Annotated in this window: 18 protein-coding genes; 9 read left to right on the top strand and 9 right to left on the bottom strand. The window is 47.4% G+C overall.

Translation table 11 applies throughout. The annotated features are described in order from the left end of the window. Positions 1-261: 261 nt before the first annotated feature. Both Pan161_RS29665 and Pan161_RS29660 read left to right on the top strand, forming a co-directional pair. Positions 262-1,404, top strand: a complete 1,143-nt coding sequence (locus Pan161_RS29665; protein ID WP_232103558.1) for an HlyD family secretion protein — start codon at positions 262-264, stop codon at positions 1,402-1,404. 336 nt (positions 1,405-1,740) lie between these two features. After that, a complete protein-coding gene (locus Pan161_RS29660) occupies positions 1,741-1,920 on the top strand; it encodes a hypothetical protein (RefSeq protein WP_145232324.1) in 180 nt (59 codons plus the stop codon). A 217-nt stretch (positions 1,921-2,137) separates the two neighbouring features. Here Pan161_RS29660 and Pan161_RS29655 read toward each other — a convergent pair whose 3' ends face one another. Further along, positions 2,138-3,328: a M24 family metallopeptidase gene (locus tag Pan161_RS29655; protein WP_145232323.1), complete on the bottom strand. Its 1,191-nt coding sequence runs from the start codon at positions 3,326-3,328 to the stop codon at positions 2,138-2,140. 350 nt (positions 3,329-3,678) lie between these two features. Between Pan161_RS29655 and thrC the strand changes: the two genes are divergently transcribed. Then, positions 3,679-5,001 (top strand): threonine synthase, encoded by a 1,323-nt coding sequence (gene thrC / locus Pan161_RS29650; protein ID WP_232103557.1) that lies wholly within the window; start codon positions 3,679-3,681, stop codon positions 4,999-5,001. A 128-nt stretch (positions 5,002-5,129) separates the two neighbouring features. Then, positions 5,130-5,624, top strand: a complete 495-nt coding sequence (locus Pan161_RS29645; RefSeq protein WP_145232321.1) for a hypothetical protein — start codon at positions 5,130-5,132, stop codon at positions 5,622-5,624. Between the two features lie 15 nt (positions 5,625-5,639). Here Pan161_RS29645 and ribD read toward each other — a convergent pair whose 3' ends face one another. From ribD to Pan161_RS29610, 7 genes are all read right to left on the bottom strand, one after another. After that, positions 5,640-6,734: a bifunctional diaminohydroxyphosphoribosylaminopyrimidine deaminase/5-amino-6-(5-phosphoribosylamino)uracil reductase RibD gene (gene ribD, locus Pan161_RS29640; protein WP_232103556.1), complete on the bottom strand. Its 1,095-nt coding sequence runs from the start codon at positions 6,732-6,734 to the stop codon at positions 5,640-5,642. 125 nt (positions 6,735-6,859) lie between these two features. Further along, entirely contained in the window at positions 6,860-9,055 is a 2,196-nt protein-coding gene (locus Pan161_RS29635) for a tetratricopeptide repeat protein (RefSeq protein WP_145232992.1), read from the bottom strand. Between the two features lie 268 nt (positions 9,056-9,323). Further along, the gene (locus Pan161_RS29630) at positions 9,324-10,469 is read right to left on the bottom strand and encodes a trans-sulfuration enzyme family protein (RefSeq protein WP_145232319.1); all 1,146 of its coding nucleotides are present in this window, start codon (positions 10,467-10,469) and stop codon (positions 9,324-9,326) included. 257 nt (positions 10,470-10,726) lie between these two features. Beyond that, positions 10,727-11,656, bottom strand: coding sequence for a cysteine synthase A (gene cysK, locus Pan161_RS29625; RefSeq protein ID WP_145232318.1), 930 nt, complete (start codon positions 11,654-11,656; stop codon positions 10,727-10,729). Positions 11,657-12,057: 401 nt separating this feature from the next. Then, on the bottom strand, positions 12,058-13,512 hold the full coding sequence (locus tag Pan161_RS29620; protein WP_145232317.1) for a right-handed parallel beta-helix repeat-containing protein: 1,455 nt from the start codon (positions 13,510-13,512) through the stop codon (positions 12,058-12,060). Positions 13,513-13,532: 20 nt separating this feature from the next. Then, the gene (locus tag Pan161_RS29615; RefSeq protein WP_145232316.1) at positions 13,533-15,299 is read right to left on the bottom strand and encodes an Nramp family divalent metal transporter; all 1,767 of its coding nucleotides are present in this window, start codon (positions 15,297-15,299) and stop codon (positions 13,533-13,535) included. 228 nt (positions 15,300-15,527) lie between these two features. Further along, positions 15,528-16,565, bottom strand: a complete 1,038-nt coding sequence (locus Pan161_RS29610; protein ID WP_145232315.1) for a polysaccharide deacetylase family protein — start codon at positions 16,563-16,565, stop codon at positions 15,528-15,530. A 461-nt stretch (positions 16,566-17,026) separates the two neighbouring features. Between Pan161_RS29610 and Pan161_RS29605 the strand changes: the two genes are divergently transcribed. The 4 genes from Pan161_RS29605 to Pan161_RS29590 all read left to right on the top strand — a co-directional run bounded on the left by Pan161_RS29605 (position 17,027) and on the right by Pan161_RS29590 (position 19,257). After that, positions 17,027-17,281 (top strand): hypothetical protein, encoded by a 255-nt coding sequence (locus tag Pan161_RS29605; protein ID WP_145232314.1) that lies wholly within the window; start codon positions 17,027-17,029, stop codon positions 17,279-17,281. A gap of 517 nt (positions 17,282-17,798) precedes the next feature. Further along, entirely contained in the window at positions 17,799-18,377 is a 579-nt protein-coding gene (locus Pan161_RS29600) for a response regulator (protein ID WP_145232313.1), read from the top strand. Between the two features lie 111 nt (positions 18,378-18,488). Then, positions 18,489-18,824: a hypothetical protein gene (locus Pan161_RS29595; RefSeq protein ID WP_145232312.1), complete on the top strand. Its 336-nt coding sequence runs from the start codon at positions 18,489-18,491 to the stop codon at positions 18,822-18,824. Positions 18,825-19,008: 184 nt separating this feature from the next. After that, complete coding sequence (locus tag Pan161_RS29590) at positions 19,009-19,257, top strand: hypothetical protein (RefSeq protein ID WP_145232311.1); 249 nt, start codon at positions 19,009-19,011, stop codon at positions 19,255-19,257. A gap of 285 nt (positions 19,258-19,542) precedes the next feature. Here the strand turns inward: Pan161_RS29590 and Pan161_RS29585 are convergent, their stop codons facing one another. After that, positions 19,543-21,003 (bottom strand): ISNCY family transposase, encoded by a 1,461-nt coding sequence (locus Pan161_RS29585; protein WP_145232574.1) that lies wholly within the window; start codon positions 21,001-21,003, stop codon positions 19,543-19,545. Positions 21,004-21,426: 423 nt separating this feature from the next. On the opposite strand from Pan161_RS29585, the gene Pan161_RS29580 reads away from it, so the two are divergent. After that, complete coding sequence (locus tag Pan161_RS29580) at positions 21,427-22,257, top strand: trypsin-like serine peptidase (RefSeq protein WP_145232310.1); 831 nt, start codon at positions 21,427-21,429, stop codon at positions 22,255-22,257. The last annotated feature ends 7 nt before the right edge of the window (positions 22,258-22,264 follow it).

Below are 22,264 nucleotides of genomic sequence, written 5' to 3'. Positions count from 1 at the left end.
CGGAAGAATTTGTGAAATGCGATCGCCCGAAGTGAGTCTGAGGAGAAAATTAAAAAGTGTACAGAAGGATATGTTCTTCAGGTGCGGAGATAGAGTCAGTCTCCGTAAGCGTTAAAGTTTAACAGCTAACTGCGCAGTCATGTGGATTTTGCTGGTTTTGAGGTAAATTCTGGTCGTTCGGCATCCGATTCGATAAGAGGCGTGTTGTGTCACGCATGCGGGATAATTGAATGAGACTGGATGAATGTAGGACAGCCAGAAATGCCTTCTGAATTATTAGATGACTATCAGGTACAAGACCATCTGCACGAGCACCAGTCAACGTTTGGAGTTCGGGCAATTGTCATTTTAATCATAGCACTGGCGGGTGGAATATTTTGTGCCCAGTGGGTACGTGGCGTTCGAGTGGAGAGCTATGTGGGCTCTTTGCAGGCTCCTAAGAAAATTATCACAGCGAAAAACGATGCCATCATTCAGGAAATTCATGTCCAGGAAGGTCAAACGGTTTCCAGCGGAGAAACAATATTAACGCTGTATGATCGAAGCCTTGAGAAGAGCTGGAAGTCGAAACAGCAGGAACTGGTGATGCTGGAATCTGAGCTGGAGCAGTCTAAAGCGAAGAGTGAAGTCGAACTGGCTTTACGCAATAAAGAAATTGAATCGGAAGTCTTTAATGCCAAATTGAAGTCGTCTCAATATCTAAAAGAAAAATATATCCATCAGATAACCAATCTGGCCTGGCAGGACTTCCTGCAGGACTATGACTCCATTTCGAGTAACGGATCCAATGAGGATGTCTTTCGTTCGCTGGTCTATGAAAGCCGATTGCCGGACGAAAATAGAATCACAGCCATGCTGCGGCAGGAATCTGCCCGAAATTCAGCTGAAGTATTTGCGGCACGCGTCAAGCTTTGTGAAGATCAGATGGACGAATTGAAGTCAATCCAGCGGAAACTACCAGCTCAAATTCGTGTTGCCATGGGAGTGGAAGTCATTAAAAATCGTCTGGATCGAGTGAAGGAGGAATTGAAACAACTGGAATCACAGCGAGATGCTTTGCAACTGAAAGCCGGTAAATATGGAACCGTCGGTATCTTTGCTAATGAAAAAGGGGATCCTGTCAAGAAAGGTGCTCCGATTGTGGAACTCTTTGACAAAGAGCATCCTTTTCTTGTCGTGGAAGTGCCCTCCCGGAAAATCAGCCTGTTTGACGAAGGGAAAGAAGTCAAAATCATGTTTTCCGGAAATTTGAAAGGCAAAGGTACCATTCAGAGAATTTCAGAGCAGGCAATTCAACAGCCTGGTTCGACAGAAAGTATTATTCTGGTATATATTGAGCCTGCCGGACCTCTCTGGCCTGAATTCCCTATGGGAACCACCGTCGATGTCACGTTAGTGAAATAAAGCTGACATTGACAGGAATCCAGTCCCAGCCTGCGAAATGAGCGAAATTCTAACTCTAGGCAGGCCCTGCTCTTCCGTCATTTATCGTTTTACAGGCCTATTTTCGACTTGAATTTACACCATAAAAGATACAATATTTGTCAATTCTGGTGATTAATATCAGGAGTGGTTTTTTCACCGGATACCTGAAACGGCTCTCTCACCTGCTTGAAATTCCTGGCCAGGGAATTAACCAGAGAGAGTTCAGGGAGTTCTTTAACAAATTGGGTCGCGCGGCTGCAGGAAGCTGGTTCGCCGAGTTTCATTCTCAAAACTTTTAGCGTGAGGAGAAGACCGTTGGGTATTTCAGCTACAATTCCTTTTTCAGCAGAAGAAGCAGACAGACTATCAGTCGATGCTATAGAGGAGATGAGGCTGCGCACCTGGGCAAGAAAGAACTACATTGATGTATCGCAGCGCGATGATCTATGGCACCCCGTCATTCTGGATGAGATGCTACGCATCGATCAGGAGTAATCCCGGTTGCTCGGAACTCCAGTCAAAAACTCATTCATGGGAACAATAGCGTCTCCAACTTTGTCAGACCAGATTCAGATAGAATTGGAGGCGCTACGAAAGTCCGGAACTGTCAAAGCCTGACTCTAGAGCGCATCACATTTAACCATAGCGTCTCTCAGTCTATTATACTCGGTCCAAATGGTCCTGGAGACGCTACAGTAAAACTGGACACAGTCTAAAACTCTGCCAGAATCGGCAGGATCTCTCTCTGGCGTTCCCCTGCTGTTACATGCACCTGATGCTGTACGTCGATGAAAACATTGATTTCGCTGCGCACGCCAAATTCCGGGAGATAGATTCCCGGTTCAATCGAGAAACAAGTTTGGGGTAATACCAGTCGTTCTTCATGAGTTTCCAGGTTGTCCATGTTCGCCCCATTGCCGTGCGTTTCCTGCCCGATGCTGTGACCGGTTCGATGCACAAAATATTCGCCATAGCCGGCAGCTTCAATCACATCACGGCATGCCTGATCAACCTCCCAGCCTTGCAGCGGTTTGTCTGATTGAAACGAGTATTCCACCAGTGTGATTCCCGCATCGCGTGCTGCTGCTACAATCTGAAATATTCGCGAGTACTTTTCCGGAACTTCTTTGCCGGTGAATCCGACACGGGTCATATCACTGTAAACGCCACGTGGCACATCCAGTTTGGCCCATAGATCGATCAGAACAAATTCATTTTTCCGAATTAATGTTTCCTTACCTGTCCCGGTTTCGTAATGCGGGTCGCCACTGTGTGCTTCGCGCGCGACGATGGGAGGGTGATAGGTAGTCAATCCGGTCTCTTGAAAATGCTGCATGATCACATCACACACCGCCTGTTCTTCTACACTCCCCTGCTCTCGGATTTGGGTCGCTAAAAATTGCCAGGCAACTTCAAAAGCTTTGTCGGTGTGGACTCCCGCCTGTTGATGCAACTCCCACTGTTCCTGATCCCAGACTGCTTCGAACAGTTGTACCAGATCGCCTGAGGGAACAATGGACTCAACCGATTCTCTTACAAGTTCAACCGTGCCTGCGTCGACACGGGAAATATACGGATTCGCATTGCGTGGTGAGTATTCCATAGCGACCCGTCTGGCCTTATGCAGGATTGATTGGATGCCCGCTTCCAGCTCCTGCCATTTCAGATAGATGATTTTCTTACCCGGTAAATGATCGAGAGCTTCTGATTCGATACGATGAACCAGTTTGACTGGCTCGCCAGAACGGGGAATAAAGTAAAAAAAGCGGCGTGAACCCATTGCTTCATTGGGGATATCAAGAATTCTGCGGGCCAGAATATTATTTCCGCGAAAATCATATAGCAGCCAGCCATCCAGAGAAAATTGTTCCAACGCGGCTTGTACCTTAGAAAGTTCGAACATGATAGTACTGCCTGCTTTTTGAGGTTTTAATGAACGGATCAATAGAAAAGGTTGTTAATCAAATCAATGTAAGACGTTAGATGTTTTATTTCAAGATGGGAGATACGGGACATTCTTTATAATCAGGCGGACTTCCCGGAAAAACGGCTTGATTCGAGACGCTTTCTGTTGCCAATCGCAGTTGCGGTCAGGACAATATCGCCAGCAGACCAAAGTCTGTTTTTCAATATCAATTATCGAACCTGTCTTGAAACTGAGGAGAGAAGACGATTTCCACTGTATCGACTGAGCTTGCTTACCAGAAATGTATTTCGCCTGCCTGCGAGGCGACTTATTCCCTGGACGAAGTCTTGACCAGCTGCCCCAAGTGTGGCGAATTGCTGGATGTGACTTATCACTGGGATCAGGTTCCGGTGCCTCAGTCACTGCGCGAGTTTGAGAAACGCTGGAGCACGCGAAACAATCCCATTGATTTCAGTGGCGTCTGGAGATTTCGGGAATTATTGCCATTTGCACATGACGATCAGATTATCACGATTGGCGAAGGTCAGACCATGCTGAAAGCATCGGCTTCAGTCGCGCGATACGCGGGGCTGAATGAAGATGGCTTATTCCTGCAGTACGAAGGTCTAAATCCCTCAGGCAGCTTTAAAGATAACGGGATGACCGCCGCTTCAACACACGCGGTAATGGTAGGGGCAAAAGTGGCCGCTTGTGCTTCGACTGGGAATACCAGTGCTTCACTGGCGATCTATTCCAGTGTCGCTCAGAAGTTCAAAGTCGTCGTATTTGTCGGCAGTGGCAAAATCGCGTTTGGGAAATTATCACAGGCGCTCGACTATGGTGCCAAGACTTTACAAATTCAGGGAGACTTCGATGATGCGCTGGCCCGAGTGCGTGAGGTCTGTACCCAGGAAGGGATTTACCTTTGTAACAGCGTGAATCCATTTAGACTGGAAGGTCAGAAGTCGATCATGTTTCGTGTACTAGAAAGTCTGAACTGGGAAGTACCAGACTGGATAGTGGTACCTGGTGGAAATCTCGGCAATTCCAGTGCCTTCGGTAAAGCATTTATGGAACTGAAACAACTCGGGTTGATCGATCGCATCCCTCGACTGGCGATCATTAATGCCCAGGGAGCCAACACCCTGTATCAACTCTATGAACAACATGGCATGCGCTGGAACGGAGGAAATTATGATCTTGATCAATCAACGGACTTTTTTACACAAATGGATAAAGAGAACCGCCGTGCTTCAACATTGGCCAGTGCGATTGAAATTAACCGGCCTGTGAATTTTTCGAAGGCATTACGAGCGCTGGATGTCTGTGATGGGGTTGTTCGTGAAGTGGATGATCAGCAGATTCTGGATGCGAAAGCGCAAGTCGGTGCAGGTGGACTCGGCTGTGAACCGGCAAGTGCAGCCAGCGTTGCCGGAGCGAAACTACTGAAGAGTGAAGGGGTCATTGCTGCCGGTGATCGCGTCGTCTGTATTTTAACAGGACATCAGCTGAAAGACCCAAATGCCACTGTTGCCTATCATTCAGCAACTGATGAACATATGGATGAAAAACTGTCGAGCCACGGAGTGAATACAGCTCCTTTTTCCAACGGACCTATTGTCGTTGAGAATGATTTAGATAAAATAATAGAAGTCATTCGCTCGTTTTGAGGTGACTATTATAATACTGAAAAGTTGCATTTCGATTCTTTTTCCTGACACAGTGGACTGTGTATCGGGTGGAGATAAATATTATTGGTAATTCCACTGTTAGTGGAAAAGAGTGTAAGGGGCACGGGATGAGTTCACCCTTTGAGGAACTGGAATACCTGGCTGATTTTCTCCCTGAAGAAGGAGAGTCTGTGATTGTTTCACGCAATCATGGTGAGCTGATCTGCGAGAATTTTCAGAAGGAGCGTCCTCTTGACGAAATGGCGAGTCCCGAGTTTTATGGCCATCTTGTACATGCGAATGAGCGCCTGAATGCACTGGTTGCCCGCCCCGTGTGGATCTCAATACTGGCTTGGTTCTGGATTTGTGTCATCTTCCATGAGAGATTGAACTGGGGCTGGGGTGGCTGGTATATCGATCTGGGGTTGGGGCTGGTGGCGATGGCCGCCAGTTACGCTGCCATTCGGTTACGCCAGGATCGCTACTTCAAACATGAAGTCAGGCCTACTCTGAACCGCCAGATGTATGGCAGCAATCTGAGCAAATACGCATTAGTGGGAGTCATCAGGCAACGACCTGAGTTGCGTACCCTGCTTGATACACTCTCACGTTCACTGCATTGAACCAGCTGGACCCGCTCATGCGGGATATTCAAGCCGCCCACACACATACAGGTCTGAATCCAATTGTTGGACCTGATACTCCCGCAAGTTATGTAGTTCGGGAATCATATCCAGACCTCTACCGGCAATGGGTGTTACCGCTTCTGCTCCACCAATAATCTTCGGTGCGATGAAGACGTGCACTTCATCAATGAGCCTTTGATCAAAACAGGAGCCCAGTAAACTACCCCCTCCTTCTATCAGAATATTTGTCATCTCCCGTCGAGCCAGCTCCTGCATGCATAACCGCAGGTCTGGTTGGCTCTCAATTTCGCCGGCAGTGTTGGGGATCTGCAATACTTCAACTCCTGCCTGTTCGAGTTGGATGATCTTTTCTTGAGAAGCTGAAGTATGTGCGACAACAATTACAGGCGCCTCAGCGATGGTCTGAACCAGTTGAGATTGAATAGAAAGTCTGGCCTGTGAATCGATGACGATGCGGGCCGGTATTCGTTTCCCGGGCGGGCGGGCCGTCAGCAGTGGATCATCGGCGGTTGCTGTCTTTTGACCGACCATAATTCCATCCATGCGGCCTCGCAATTCATGCACCCGTTCCCGTGAGCGTGGATTTGAAATCCACTGCGAATGGCCGGTCCGGGTGGCAATTTTCCCATCCAGTGTCATCGCCCATTTAGCATGGATCCAGGGTAAACCTTCTGTGACTCGTTTGACGAATGGGCGGACTAGAGCCTGTGCTTCAGATTCCAGCAGGCCAACGTCGACTTGGATTCCCGCGTGTTTCAGTTCTTCAATACCACCACCGTCAACGTGAGGAGCCGGATCGCGCATAGCGATCACAGCTTTTTTAATTCCAGCCCGGATCAAGGCTTGAGAACAGGGGCCGGTTTTGCCCTGATGACAACAGGGTTCGAGTGTGACATATATGGTTTTCCCCTGAGACTGATCGCCGGCCATCTGAAGTGCATGAATTTCTGCATGGGGGCCTCCACATTGCTGATGGTAGCCTTCACCAATCAGCTGGAGGTGATCGTCCACAATTACTGATCCAACAGCCGGGTTGGGCTCGACAGAACCTGTGCCATGTCGAGCCAACTCAAGCGCGCGTTGCATGACTTCTTCTGGACTGGAAAACACTCTGGTAGGATCCACAGTCTGATACACTTTCCTGCAGGGGCCGATTCGGTAGTTTAAGTATTCGAATTGCTCAACTCAAATCGGATTTGGTTCGATACTGGTCAGGATTGTCCCGGGATCCAAAGTTTCTGTCCAGCATCAGAGTCGGGAGCGGCATCCCCGGGTGCCCAGATCCCCTCACCAGAGGCATTCCCGCTGAGCTCGCCTGTATCCAACAGTGAAGCCCCTTTCATCCATGGAACATCCAGCTCAAAGGCTTGAGCAAAGGCCATGAGGTACTCTTTGATTTGAGGTGTCTTTTTGCCATATTTATCCCAGATTTCTTTCATAAAATCAGAAAGCTCAGGATCAGAGGTGTCTTCGAGGCGGAAGGAAAGTTCGCGCATTTTCCACTGCATTTCGTTTTCAAACGTTTTATTGGGTTGTGCCTGCGAATTTTCCTGTCCTTTTTGGATCCAGGTCAGCATTTCCTCTCGTTGATTCTTTTTATGGCAGATCTCTGTCAGTGTTGTGTAGACTCGATCCAGATCCACTTCTTTTTTGCAATCATCACGATTGAGTACTTCGATCAGAACATCATACAGAAATCGGGGATGGCGAATGAGCAGGGCACGATTGAAGATATACATCAACTGTGAATCGTTGAGTACTTTTACCGGAATCCGGTTCTGAGTCATTGAAGAACACGTATTGAAATGTGAAGACTCATTTACTTCCAGGTTGGGAAGCTCGGTCAGGCCAAGTTCTGGATCGAGTTCTGAAAAGTCCAGGAAATGCCCCAGTGACAGGGTCTGTGCATCAAGAACATATGCAGCCGCTGTCAATGCAATTTTAGATTCTTCATCGGCGGCAGCTTCTTTAGGAGTTTTCCCGTTCAGGCCGGCCAGTTTTGTGTTTGGCCAGGTTTCAGAGAGGAGCTTTTTCCACTGCAGGGCTTCCAGTTCCCGCCGTTTCAGAATCGGCATTTTTTGTGGGAAGCTCCAGCGGAAAAAAAGCGGCCATTGTTCTATCGGAACGGGAGAAAGCGGATTACCGGTTTCTTCGCTGTCACGTTCTACGACTTTTAAACCACAGTCTGATTTGCCTTGGTCACCTAGTGCTTCGTCAAAAATATTCTCGGCGAGCGTCCGTTGATCTCCTTCATACGCATACAGATGAATCAGCGCTGGTTGCCCGATTTGTCGATCTGCATCGAAAACATCGATATCGCCAATGACCGTCGGGACATTTTCGAGTGTAATGTTTTCCCCCTTCGATTCTGCATCGACGGGCGTATTGGTGATCTGGAAGTAAGCAATAGGGCTGTTTTCTTCCGGATTCTGTTCCTGCGGAGGAGGTACGTTTCCGCGTAATATCTGTGGATGCTGTTCCAGCAGAGTCAGAAAGCGTGAAATGGATTCCACTTCAAATATTTTTTCAATGGAATTGACCACGTCCGCTGTATTATTGAGGTCGAGTAACTGCGCCAGTGATTCCAGTTCCACGGCTTCAGCAAAATCTGTTTCGAGGCTAGCTGCCTGATGAAACAGTTCAGCGGCTTTGACTTCATCTGTTGCCCAGGCATAACAGAAGGCTGCATTTTTCCAGAGCGTGACCTGTCCAGCAGTTTCTGCCAGTTGTTTAAAAAGTCCTGCTGCAGATCGATAACAGCCCAGATTTGCCAGGCGTTGGGCTTTTTCAAATGTGGCTTGCTGTTCTGAGTCTTCCAGAGTGCATCGCTCCAGAATATGGACACCCCGAAACTGATAGGGAATTTGATCATCTCCGTCAAATTCCAGTAGATTCATAAACAGGTTCTGTTGGTATTCCTGAGAGGCAACCCGCATTGCCAGGGCAAAATGTTCGCGGGCCGCCAGGTAGTATCCTCGCATCTGCAGTGCAATGGCAATACTGATGGCCAGCGGAGTTGCGAGGCTGACATCTACAGTTGCACATTTCTGGAACGCCGTATAAATCGTTTTTTGTGAATGCTTATAACCGTGGGCCAGAAAAGAAGACGTTGCCAGTAAAGAATGGGCAGCCGGGTGATCCGGGTCGTGTTCAAGGCATTGAATCAACGGGGCAATTGCGTCTTCAAACCGTCGTTCTGCCATCAGGATCTGAGCTTCAGTGATGAAGCTTAAAGGCTGATCGGGATGATTCTTTTTGAGTCGATCCAGCAGTTGTAACGCCGTTGCTGTCTGATGAGTTTCATGCAGATGAGAAATCTTGCTGATTTCATCACCGACAGAATGACAGCAGAATTTATATTTTTTGCCACTGTTACACGGACAGGGGTCGTAGGAATCTATACTCATAACCTCGGCCTTCTTAGTTTCCTGAAGGTTGAACTGTGGGAAAAGTATCTTGATCGGAAAACAGTCTGATCATACAGGATCGAAGTAGAGTTTCATTGGAATCGAATATTTTTAATCCAATAGAACATCATATCACAATGGAAACGCATATTGCACGCGCTCAGTGCTTACTTCTATGAGAAATCCCCGACTCCCTGCAGCAGTGGAAAGAATTCTAAGAACATACCACTGGTTTTCTGTAATCAGGAAGTTAGAAGCGACACTCAGATCAACTGTCTAAAGCCTGTTTCAGATCTGCGATGAGGTCTTCAGGGCTTTCGATCCCCACTGAAACCCGCACTGTTTTTTCTGTGATACCAGCTGCCCGGCGTGCTTCCAGCGTCATGGAAGCATGGCTCATACTTTCAGGGTATTCAATTAATGATTCCACACCACCCAGCGATTCAGCCAGCAGGAACAGCTTAGAATTGAGCATGACTTTTTCAGCAACGGGGCGGCCCTCATGGACATCGAAACTCAGCATTCCACCGAATCCATCCTGTTGACGTTTTGCCAGCTCATGGTGCGGATGTGACTCCAGACCCGGATAATAAACGCGATCTACTTTCGGGTGGGATTCCAGCATCCGCGCTAACGCCATTGCCCCACGCTGATGTGCTTCCATGCGTGGTGCCAGGGTTTTAATTCCTCGCAGTACCAGCCAGGCATCAAAGGGAGCACAACCCAGACCCAGTGCATTTGATATATAAGCAACGCGTTCGGCCAATTCTTCAGTACGGGAGACAACACAGCCTCCGACAACATCGGAATGACCGTTTAAATATTTTGTGGTCGAATGCAAAACGAGATCGACCCCGAATTCGATAGGTCGCTGCAGATAAGGAGAACAGAAGGTGTTGTCAGCGATGGTCAGGATATCTGAATCTGCATTGGCAGCAACCTGAGTGACTGCTTTCATGTCAACCAGATTCAACAGAGGATTACTGGGTGTCTCAATCCAGATCGCTTTGGTTTCCGGCGTGATGGCTGACCGGACATTTTCCGCGTCACTCATTTTTACAAACGAAAATGTAATCCCCCACCTGGTGAAGACATCCGCAAACAGTCGATAAGTGCCGCCATAGATATCATCGCCGGCAATGATATGGTCTCCAGGCTTAAACAGATGCATTACCAGAGTAATGGCAGCCATCCCGGTCGCTGTGGCTCGGCAGGAGACTCCGCCTTCTAACGCAGCGATGTTCTCTTCCATGGCGCTACGGGTCGGGTTGCCACTACGGGTATAATCAAATCCCTTGTGGCTTTCCAGACTATCCCAGTAGAAAGTCGATGAGGTATAAATTGGCGTTGTACAGCTGTTAAAGGTGCTGTCCTTATCAACTCCGGTATGTACGCACTTGGTTTCAAAACGCATGGTTAACTATCCAAATCTGTGTGAATATCTGAAAGAATCCCCGTAACTATTGCTGGCTGACGTGCTGTTGCGAAAGACACCGGTCAAGTCTGGGGGGTTCCATGTAAATTCTATTTTAAAGAAGAATACAGCCGCTGACCGTTTGTGGCTACCATTCCGGCAGGAGAACTGCATGTAAAGATCTTTGTACAGCAAATCTGTACTGGTATTCTGTCCGGAACTGATTCTCTTCACATGAATTGTAGGAGCAAAAACGTTCAGCGTGCATCATCAAACAGTGAAGTGGACAGATAACGTTCGCCGGAGTCAGGTAAAATGACAACGATAGTTTTGCCTTCCGCTTCCGGACGCTTAGCAATCTCCAGAGCTGCTTGCATCGCGGCGCCACAACTGATTCCACAAGTGATCCCTTCGCGTCGGGCAAGATTACTGGCCATCTCAAACGCTTCATCATCAGTGACCTGAATGACTTCATCAATCAGTGATGTATCGCAGTTCCCTGGAATAAAACCCGCTCCGATCCCCTGAATTTTGTGTTTTCCTGGTTCGCCACCCGAGAGAACAGGACTGCTGGTAGGTTCAACAGCAACAGATTTCACTTTCAGGCCCTGATCCTGTTTTAGAAATCGGGAGACGCCTGTAATCGTTCCACCCGTGCCGACACCTGCAACAAAGTAATCAATCTTACCTTCGGTATCTTTCAGGATTTCGGGACCGGTTGTCTTGAAGTGAATTGCCGGGTTGGCTGGATTTTCAAATTGCTGAGGCATGAAAAACTCAGGGCTGGCTGCCAGTTCTTCTGCTTTCTGGATGGCCCCTTTCATTCCATCTGCGCCGGGAGTGAGAACCAGATTTGCACCAAAGCCTTTCAGCATCAGACGACGCTCCACAGACATGGAGTCCGGCATGGTGAGCGTTAACTGATATCCTCGTGCCGCACAAACAAAGGCAAGTGCAATTCCCGTGTTGCCACTGGTTGGCTCGACGACCTGCATACCCGGTTTTAACTGCCCACTTTTCTCCGCTTCCCAGATCATGTTGGCACCAATACGACATTTTACACTGTAGGCCGGATTTCGTCCTTCAATTTTTGCCAGTACCGTCGCCTTAAGTCCTTCAGTCAGGTGATTGATTTTAACCAGCGGTGTTCCGCCGATTGTTTCAGAATTATCATTGAATACGGACATGTCTATTTCTTTCGATCAGAGGTACTTCCAGACGATTTACAAAAGCGGATCAGAGTCCGCAGTAGAATTTCCTGTAACGTAAACAGTGACGAGACTGATAGTTGGCAGTCCTCGCCAGATCACCTGTATTATGTAAAATCGCTGAAATTGAGGCAATCCCTTTTCGATAGACTCAGCAATGTAAGCCCAACTCATTACAAAAAAGCAGATGCGGTCTCATTTTAGAGGTATTGAGCTCTCACGCATAAGAGAACTTCGCAGTTTTCAGTGCTTAGACTGTGTCCAGTTTTATTGTCGCGTCTCCAAGGCCATTTGGAGCAGGTATAATAGATTGAGATATACTATGGTTAAATGTGGTGGGCTCTAGAAAAGACTTAAAACCTTATTGCGAGTGAAGATGTTTATGGATTATCACTCGTAAAAGTAGATGTGAAAGGAGCTGATGGCCCGAGTTTCCATTTCGTTTTAGTGATTTCAGAACCAGGTGGTAACTCAACGATCCCATCTACCCCCACTTTCAGAGGACCTACGTGAGAGTTTGTGTCCTCTTTTGATGCCGTTACATAATCGGAGAACTGCCCGGCCTGATAGAGGGAATTCTGCCAACTGATCTGTCCTGTTGTATAATAATTGTAATCAAAATAGATGTTTTGAGAAGTTGATTTCAAGGTCATTTGGCAATCAATAATCGCTGTCTGCGACATGTGACAGACGCTATTGCTGTCAACCATCAGGCCAGTCTGGGAGTCGGAAATGACCGAACGTTCTATGATAGCAGTTGCGCCGTTACGAATACTCAGCCCGGTCTGATTTCCATTTCCAAAGAGAGATACATTATGAGCAAACAGGATTGTCTTACAAAGCGGATTATATTCCGCACCAATTAAGTGTCCCGGGTTTGCTCCGGCGATATCAATTTCTTTCTGGATACTGTTTCTAATCTGACAGTCGACAAGTGAATGATAGCCTCCCACCAGACTGACTCCAATCTGGTTTCTCTCAGCCAGTACACCGTTATATACTGACCGCGAAGCGTTCACGTCCTGAATGCCAAAAAAGTTATCATGGACATAAGCATTTTGTACGATCAACCCACCGGACTCGTGAATTGAAATTCCATCGTCACCATTATGTCGGGCAATTACATTTTCAAGTCGAATACCACGACAGTCGCCGTGAATATTAAATCCATCATTGGAGAAAAATTCAGATGTCAGATTGCGACAGACAATATAACTGGCGCTGGTGAGTGTGAAACCGCTGATGCGTAAAGTCGCTTCCAGTTCATAGTCAGCCGGTTGTTTTCCAGCAGCACACAGAAAATAGATCTTATTTCCACTGCGGTCCCAGTAGTGCTCACCCGTCTGAAGCAGATCCAGACTTTTCGCTTGGGGAATACGTTTACCACGAGAAACCAGAAATGGATTTCCATAGGGGGTTTTATCAAGCGGGAACACAAACAGACCCTCTTTGACTTTTTCCCATTTGGCTACATCGATGGCTTTCAAACCTGATAAAACGGCTCCATTTCCTTCGACGACAAAGGGGCGATCAGGACGCCCTCCCAGATTACGAAACAGCATGGTTTCCCGGTAGGGGATTCCTGTGTTTGCGAGTTCGAGGATATCACTTCTCCCTGCTAATGTGATTGCTCTGGAAATTGTAGCAACCGCGGTATTTTCTGAAATCCCATTGTTGTTGTCGCTGCCCGTCTTGTTGTTTACGTACCAGGTTGCAGCATCAGTTGATGAAATTATCTGTGGATTGATTAAAAGCCAGATAAGTAACAGACAGCAATAAATAAGTCGTGAAGCTGTCTGCTGTTTACAATAATAAAGCAGAGAAAATGGTTGCATGCGATGAGCCTGGAGCAAATTTAAAAAGAAAAGAGTAGTTTAAAATAAGGTGAAATGTAGGGGATAATCTGCATTCGAAATGCCTGCAGACTGAAGTATCCAAAAAATGCTGCAGCCCATACCATCGCAACAAATCGAAGTGGACTGGTACTGATGCTGCGACTGAGAATCTTCGAATTCATATAGAGCAGAATCATCGAATATAAAAACATCACGCCTCCGTTCATGGCGGCTGAAGTTTCTATCAGAAACAAAGGCTGTTTGAAATGTGGATTGACAGAACCGTAAAGCAGGATGGCAGAACCCAACAGAATCTCACCCCAGAGAAAGCAATAATACAACTTACTCAGTGACCAGCGTGCATTGTCTCTGAGATAATTGACTTTCAGGATATCAGCCGAAATACGGGCAGTCGCATCAAGTACACCCAGTTCGGTAGTCAGTAAGATGGCTGCTCCCATCAGCAGGAACATCAGCTTGAAGGTACCCCCGAGACGGCCTTCCAGCAAAATGGCCTGACCCCAGATGAAATTGAGACCAGTACCAAACTGCGATACGCCTTCTTTTAATTGTCCGTCGGCTTGATAGAACAACGAATACGAAATCAGAGATAATAAAACGAGACATGCCAGACAGGTGAGGAAGAAACTGAAAAAGTGCTCAATATTGGCAGCGCGCCACCACTGCTTCCAGCGCGCCTGATTTTCAGGAGTATGTTTGAAATGATAGCCCACTTCACTGACGGCTTCTTCCTGGCCTGTTATTGGACTGGTAATGCGCCCGATATATTTGCCCATTCCATAGCCTTTGTCTTTGATGAAATTACTCTGTCCAAGATTCATCGTGCCGCCAGCTCCTGCAAAGGCCAGCGCTCCAAGCAAGGCCATCGTTTTCAGACCGCTCGATTCATCGGGCATCTGACCGAAATTGACAGCACCTTTCATCATGGAAGAGATGGCATAGGGTTCGATCAGATAAATCCCCAGTACCACAGCAATAACAAAGATCATACCTACCAAAAAGATTTGAATTTTTTCAACCGTGTTATAAACGACAGGTCCAGTGGTTAAGACAATGCCAACCAGTAACAGGCCAGCGATTCCCAGAAAAGTACTGTATTTTGCTTCGTACTGCAAATCTTGTCCCTGGTTGATCTTTTGAAATAAATCGGGTGCATGATTTTGAATCTGGTTTTGAACTAAGACATTACTGAGAACGTCACGTTCCTCGGCACTCATATCCCCGCGCCATTTCAAAACGCCAGTTTCGAATGAGTAATCAATTTTTTCCGGTGCCAGACCATCCAGAGAAAGCTGAGAAGGAATTGGATCGATTTGAGCACTGGCAATCGTCTCAGGACCGAAAAAAGTCCAACTGAGCATCGTACCCGCACCGGTGGCCCAGCCGGGCCACGCCCAGGGAATGATATTTAACAGCAGCATGATCCAGGCCCAGTGTTTATTCAGCCGACAGAAACCGGTGATTGCACTTTCCCCTGTTGCCAGGGTCCAGCGCTCAATTTCCATATTCATGAAAAACTGTGTGAGCACACCCAGCAGGCAGGCCCAGAAGAAGATGAAACCAGTTTTATATGTGATATAAGGCCAAAGTACGAATTCGCCCGAACCCAGTGAAAGCCCTGCCAGCATGATGCTGGGGCCGATCATTTTTCTCCAGGAGATAGCTGGTGGGAGGTCTCGATATTTTAGTGGTGGTAGTGATTGATGTGGGATTACCTCATCGGGTACCAGTTCTTCTTCGAGATCGGGATAGCTATGGTCGGTCATGGGAGCGTCTTTCGAGAACGGCGAGCTGGAGTCAGAAGGATCCTTATTCTAAGCAGAATGGAATAGGTTCGCCACTCAACTTCTACGTCACTATAGAAAAGGCGAGAAACGATCGATGCCATAAACGAGTGTAAAATTCAAACCGTCAGGACCGTGTTGCTCCAGGCTAACCGAATCTTTCTGGGACTGGTTGCTTTTAGTGATAAGGAAGGAATAGTCACAGGAATATCAAGACTGGTTCCGAGGCACACGTTTTGCAATGTCGCTTAAACCAACCAGCTCTGCCCGACCTCCCGACTGGTTGACCAGTTTGCAGATTAATTTGATTGTCTCAAAGTGAGGATCTTCGACATACATGATTGATGGGTGGCATAAGAAATCGTAAACGCCTCCCTGCTCGATCGCCTGTTGAATGCAGAGTTCGACCGACTTCAGAAAATATTTCAACTTCCAGTGACTCGTACGAAATGCTCCGACATCGCTGATGGGGCCCATCGGAATTTCAACCAGACCAGAAGGATAAACATAAGGTTGAGCTTCATTCTGTGCTGAGAGGATAGACTGATATATTTCGTTGTCTGGTTCCGTCTTGGGAAGACTGTATTTGTGTCTGGGATATTTGGAACTGACCCAGGAGAATCCTTCCGCCAGAAGCATTTTTTGTAAATCTTCGCGATCATCCAATGCCGTACTGGATCCCCCTGGTGTCCGGAATCCATCAGGTGAAATATTCAGACGTTGTTTCATCGCTTCCGTCGTCAGGCGAATATTTTGACGAATGACCTGATCAGCTGTCTTTCCACCCAACAACCAGGGAGAACGCTGAAAACGAAATTGTGTTTTCTCAGGATCAGTTGCCCAGACATTGACATGATCATAAGTATGATTGCCAATCGGGTGTCCCAGCTCAGAGATGGTTTTCAACCATTGGACATCTTCCTGTTCCAGAACGCGTCCCACACAAAAATAATGAATGGTCCCATTTAAACCGGATGCAAGTTCAGCCGCCTTTAATGAATAGGTTTTCGTTTCCTGGTTCAGATTCCCTTTTTGAAAATCCCATTCCATCATTTCGCGTCGCGGATACTGACGACTCATTTCCAGATCAAAGGTAATTGCGATTTGTGCTTTTGGGGTAACCTGGGATTCAGAGGCTGTCAATTTACATGTCTGCAAACCAAGAGTGGCGGCAATGGCTGATCTCATGAAAGAGCGGCGTGATAGTGTGAAATTGGAATCCGTTTTTAAATGATTTAGAAAGTCCATCGTGAGTCCTGGGCCGGTCAGAATGTTCGTGGTTGTCAGTACAGACTGCGATTATATAAGAGGAATTCAATGTTTCATCAGGATTTTATAAGACGGGTAGAATTGTAAATTTGAAATTTACGATAGTGCTATAAAACAGGCATCATTCACAGTGATTTCGTTTCTGGGGACTCAAGAAAAAAACAGCTTGTATATTGATTTGTTCAGGATAGTCTGATACAATCTTTTTCGTTGTCTGGGAGTGGTTTCAAGCCACAATTCCATTTCTGCCTGGGGGCAGCCGCGGAGTGACCGCTGTAGGTGTCACTAAATATTTATCGCGTCATTCTACCCAATCCAAGCGTCATTCCTGACTCTCAGGAAACGCTCCTTCACTCTTCTGAAACATATGATTTGCGTCAGAGGTACGCGCTATTGCAGCTGGTAGAAAACGAGATAAATCACTGGTAGGTTTTGATCTCATGACGGAATCAAGCACATACATTGAGTCGGATAGATTTGCATTTGAACTAGTGGCTAACCTTGCCAAGTCTCCAGGAGCTTTTCCTCAAACAGGAAAATACAGCAGTAAGATCTGGGCTCAACTTTTTGGAATGACGGAGAAGAATTTCAAGGAACTCTTAAAAGAGACCAGAATCCCCTACTTTAAATTTGGCAGCAATATCATTGTGGATGCACAAGACTTCTGGTCAGGTCAATCACATCGAGAAGTCTAAACGGGCTTTGTTCACTAACGAGTCTGCGTGGGACCCATTCCGAGGCAGGTGACTTTCACTTAATTTTAGTGCAGTATCTTTTAACTATGTTGTGATATCGATAAAGAAATCGAAACATCCGTACATATTGAGTCGAGCGTATCTTTTGAATTTCATTGCGATGGGAGTAAAAAAATAAAAGAGAGTGGACTTGAATGTCTTATATCATTCAGACCCATGTGTGCGATTTAGAATCAATCTATAATCACGGCAGTTAACGATTATTTTACGATTTCAATGAAAAAGCGATGCCTTTAAGATCTTGAAAACAAGTTGAAAATAGAAAGTGATGTCTAATTTATTGAGGGATAAAACTTCAATTCATGTGCAGCTAAAAACCTTCATCTGCCGAATGTAAGTACTGTTTATATATAAACAGTAAATAATATAAAGATGTTGAAAGCAGACCTTTGATCAAAATGCCTACGCAATTGAGAGATGAAACTGTACACAACTCTTCAATTCCCTGGGTTTGCCTATGAAAGTTTTAATTGTCGACGATATAGGATATTCCTGTCATTATTATGCGCGACTCGTTGAAAAAATAGGTTTCGCTGCAATTACAGCTTCTTCTGGGTATGAAGCGATCAAATTACTGCAGACCGATAATGAAATTCATGTCGTACTGACCGACCTGATCATGAGTGGTATGGATGGCGTCGATTTGTTTCAGCAGGCGCAGCAGTTGGAGCGATACTCAGACAGCGGTGCGGTTGCACATCCGCAATTCATTCTGATGACAGCTGTCAGACCTGTCAAAAACCCACAAGATAAGAATTTCCAGAGAATCAAGCTGGCGAATGAACTCGGTTTTTCTAAAATCATGTTTAAGCCCCTCGACCAGAATGAATTAAAGCAAGAACTGAATGACATGTCACTGAATGTGATTCATTCCACAGAAGGTGAAACGGTTCTGGATCTTTATTCGCCGACTCAAAAAGTCAGGCAGTCAGTCAGAGAAATTGTAGAAGCTGATAATAAAGAGGCGGCTTCGGAGTTTCTTAAAATCTTGCTGGAAGAAATTGCCAACTTAAAGAAATATCTGAAAACATCCTGATCACGTCTCACATCAGCATCGCTGCCAGTTTAATATAAACAGGTTGTGGAACGGTTCTCACAAGTTGCAGATTCAATTTCTATATCCAGTAAAACGCTGCCAGGAATAATTATGGCTAAATGTGATCAGGGCTATCTCTGTGTGATATGTGGTGAGGAAGTAGAACACATCGAAGTTAGCGGATTGTATCTACGCTATATTATTGGTGAAGTCCATGCAGAGGAATTACAGACCCAGCCCGAGCACCACATTTGCTGCAATCCCGTTTTGGCTCAGTTCATTGTCGACAAAGACTTCGAGGCAGTTTTAGTAAAAGGTCCTTTTGATAAACGATCGCTTGATCCCGAAGAAGTCAAAGTTCGAGAATCTCTGGTTACCAGGGGCTGGAAAAGATTACAGGAAGTCAAAAGCAGTCAACGTTCCATCAGCGAATTCCCACTGGACTGATCAAACTATCTGACATTTGAATGTAAATTGATAGGGAATTGAGTCCCTGATGCATTTTAAACACCTGTCGTTCTGAGCAACGACAGGTGTTTTTTTTATGGTCATCCCTGTTGTGTCACTCGCGCCTTTCATGAAAATTACATCTTCTGACAATACTGACAGTGTGTGCTTTTGTGGGATCAACATGGCAGAGTCAAATCGAAAAGGAATTTTCATTCCCGCCTGGGTTATTGCCTGCATCTTTTCGCCGATCGTCGCTGGTGGCGTAGGCGCGATCACCTGGACAGCAAAAACATTAATCGAACACAGCCATCAACTGATCGAAATTGATGAAAAACTGGATGCGAATAAAGAACTGTTAATCGAAATGGTGAACTCGCATGAGAGACGCATCAGCCGCATTGAAGACCGTGTATTTGGAGACAGGCCATGATCGAACTCAAAACGGCAGATCTTCCAAAAGCTCTGGTAAAACAAATGGAAGGACCAGAGCCTCCAGAATACTTCATTTCCAATGGTTGTAGCTAGTGGGTGTCCCGAAAGTGGGTTCGTGCTGAATTTTATGTGTTAACGCGATGGTAGTGGATCGTGGAGATTGTTGATATCGGGTCTCCGCTGGCTGCGTTCGGGTGATTTTGGCCGGGATTTCGATTTTATCTGGCACTACAGCGCGTACGCTCTTCCCTGGCTTTGCTCTCTCGTATGGATCGCGACTGTCTCAGGCCGCTTTGCGGCGACTGTGAGCGGCGGCCGCGTTTTGGTTCTCCCGGGCGATGAGCATCCGACCGAGCGTGTGCAGGTTTCGCCCCAGAATACCCAGTTGCATGTAGCGTTCAAAACCGATCTCCGAACGGTCGCGACATCGCTTCATCGCGTTCCCGCTCTGCAACGCTCCGATCATTGATTCCACTCCCGAATGATTCTGCTGAGCCGATCGAAACTCGTCATCGGCCTGGACCAGTTGAACCGCCGACTGCTTGACGCCGGTTCTGGGAAGACACAGATGATCGACAAGCTCAGACAATTCTCTCTGGTTGTCGGGCGAATGAAATCCACGGTCGAACGACAGACGCTTCACACCGTTTTGAAAGTCATTTTGCAAAGACTTCGTTTCACGGACTGCCACTTGTTTGTCGCCTTCATCGCGTTTCATCAAAACGGCGCGCACAATGAAGCCAGCCGCATCTTCGAATACCAGAACCTGTCGACCAAACTGCATCGGCTGACCGGCTTTGCCACGTTTGTAAAGCTGAGTGTGCGGCTCGAAAATACTGAAGAGCTTGTCGCTGTTGGCAACTGCTTCGCCGTGGATGATACGTCGCCGGGTCGTGTCCGCGACGCGTTCTGTGCGTAGGATCAACGCCTGCAGCGTGTTCGGCCCGAACAGGTCGGCGATCTCCGGTAATCGCTGGCCCGTGACCAGGCAGAGGTCGCGCGCACGCTGCGTCAAGATGTCCGCTTTCTGCAGGAGTTCGCGGTAAAGCGGCTGGAGCCGCTTTTTGTAGCGGGGGCCTTTCTTTGTCGCGATGCGATTGATGTCTCGATTGAGTTGTTTGATTTTTTTCAAGAGGTGAGCATACTGACGCCATCCGTTCACGCCATGTGCTTCGGCCAGCCTCACGCACTGAGGAATGATTTTCCGCAGCCCGTCGTACAGCAAACTGCTTTCCGTGGGATAATGAATGTTCGTTTCCATCACGAACGAATCGGCGCGGACCTTTTCGATCGCAGTGGGATCAAACGAGTGTCCTGCACTGACGATGGCCTGGTTGATGCGTGCGATGGTTTCCGGTCGCAGGAGTCGAATGTTGTTGCGGATGGTTCGCCATTTGAAGGGCCTGTCATCGCAGTCGCCGACTCCCATGACGGCGCGCAGCTTGCGGTGATTTTCAGCAAGGTCCTGCAATTGATCGTAGGTGAAGTTGCAACCCAGTCGCACGGCTGCCAGCACACAGATATGCCAGTATTCCATCCCCGTTCGACCTGTGTCGGTGCGACTGTCACCGTTAACGTCGGCGGCGATCCACTGCAGAATGTCATCGACAAGCCTGCGGTCCGAATACAGGAACTGCAGAGCGCGAAGAATGGGAACGATGCGATCCCGCGATTCCAGATTTAACTCCACCTGTTCGATCGGAACGCTGTCCAGTCGCAGCTGATTCGAGTATGATTTTCGCATCATTGGCTCCTCGAAGATTGAACGTGTTGATTCCGTTTTAACTGTCTTTTCAACAAGTAATACGGATCAATGCCTCATCTTCGAGGAGCGTTCTCACAATTTCACGCTATTATTTACGAACCAAAACGCTTTCGGGTCAGACACTAGCTATGCGCCCGACCAATGGGGAGGCGTTGATATCAGATCTGCTTGCCACTGGCACGATTACGCATACCAGCGGGGTGGATGTAAGAAGGATCGAGAACTGGCAGACGGGCAACTGTATCGGAACTTGAGGCGCTGTGATCTGGGAAAGTTCATGGCAAATGTTTACTACCGGCGCGTCAGGCTGTTTGGTGTGGCGGCGTTCAATTGGGCTGAGGGGAAGGTTCCGACGAACCCCTGGCATTATTGGCTTTTGTTCTGGGATCGGTATATCAAGTTATGAGAACACTCACAATTCTATTTGTGCTGATGATGGCTTCCGTTGTGCAGGCGCAGGCGTTGGCGGTTCGGACGACTGAAACCGAATGTACTTCCAATGGTTGCCGGCAATTGATCGGAACCGGAGCCTGTGCCTACGTGGGGGATATTGAGAGCCGTTCTGTCTTCCTCACAGCAGCTCACAACGTCAATAACGCTAAAACCATCCATGTGGGCTACAACGGGCAATGGTGGGGTGCCAGAGTCGTTCACAAGCAGTATCAGTCGGATGTTGATTACGCGATCATTGAAACCCAGAGTATCAAGGCCACGAAATGCTTTAAGGTGGCAGAAGCCTACCCTGCACATGGTGTTGATGCGGTCGCCTATGGTTATTCAAACGGCGTTTATAACCTGCGGTCGTTACGGGCCAAGATTCGTGTGACTCGCAACGGTCGGTATTTCTCCAAGATTGTTGCTAAGGGTGATTCAGGCGGGCCGATTCTGGTGAACGGTCGGGTGGTTGGCATCATCAGCGGGCATGACTACCAGAACACGATTTATACGGATGGTGTGTTGATCCGGCGGCAGTTGATCCAGATCTATGGGAAATTGCCCGGGTGTGGTTGCGAGCCGTTAATTGTTGAGGAAACACCGGAGACACCACCAGCAGACAGCGGCGATCTAACAGCCCTGCAGGGTGAAGTGACCAAACTCAGGGCACAGATAGACCAGTTGGCGAAAACACAGATACCCGTGCAGATCATTGGGGCAGACGGGAAAGTAGTTACAGAGCAGAAGTACCCGCTTGGTAATCCTATCAAGCTACGTTTTAAGGCCGTTAAGAAGTGAGGCTGCG

The sequence above is a fragment of the Gimesia algae genome, assembly GCF_007746795.1.
Lineage (GTDB): Bacteria > Planctomycetota > Planctomycetia > Planctomycetales > Planctomycetaceae > Gimesia > Gimesia algae.
Note: the sequence above shows the minus strand (reverse complement) of the source record. Positions and strands in the feature narration are given on the sequence as shown.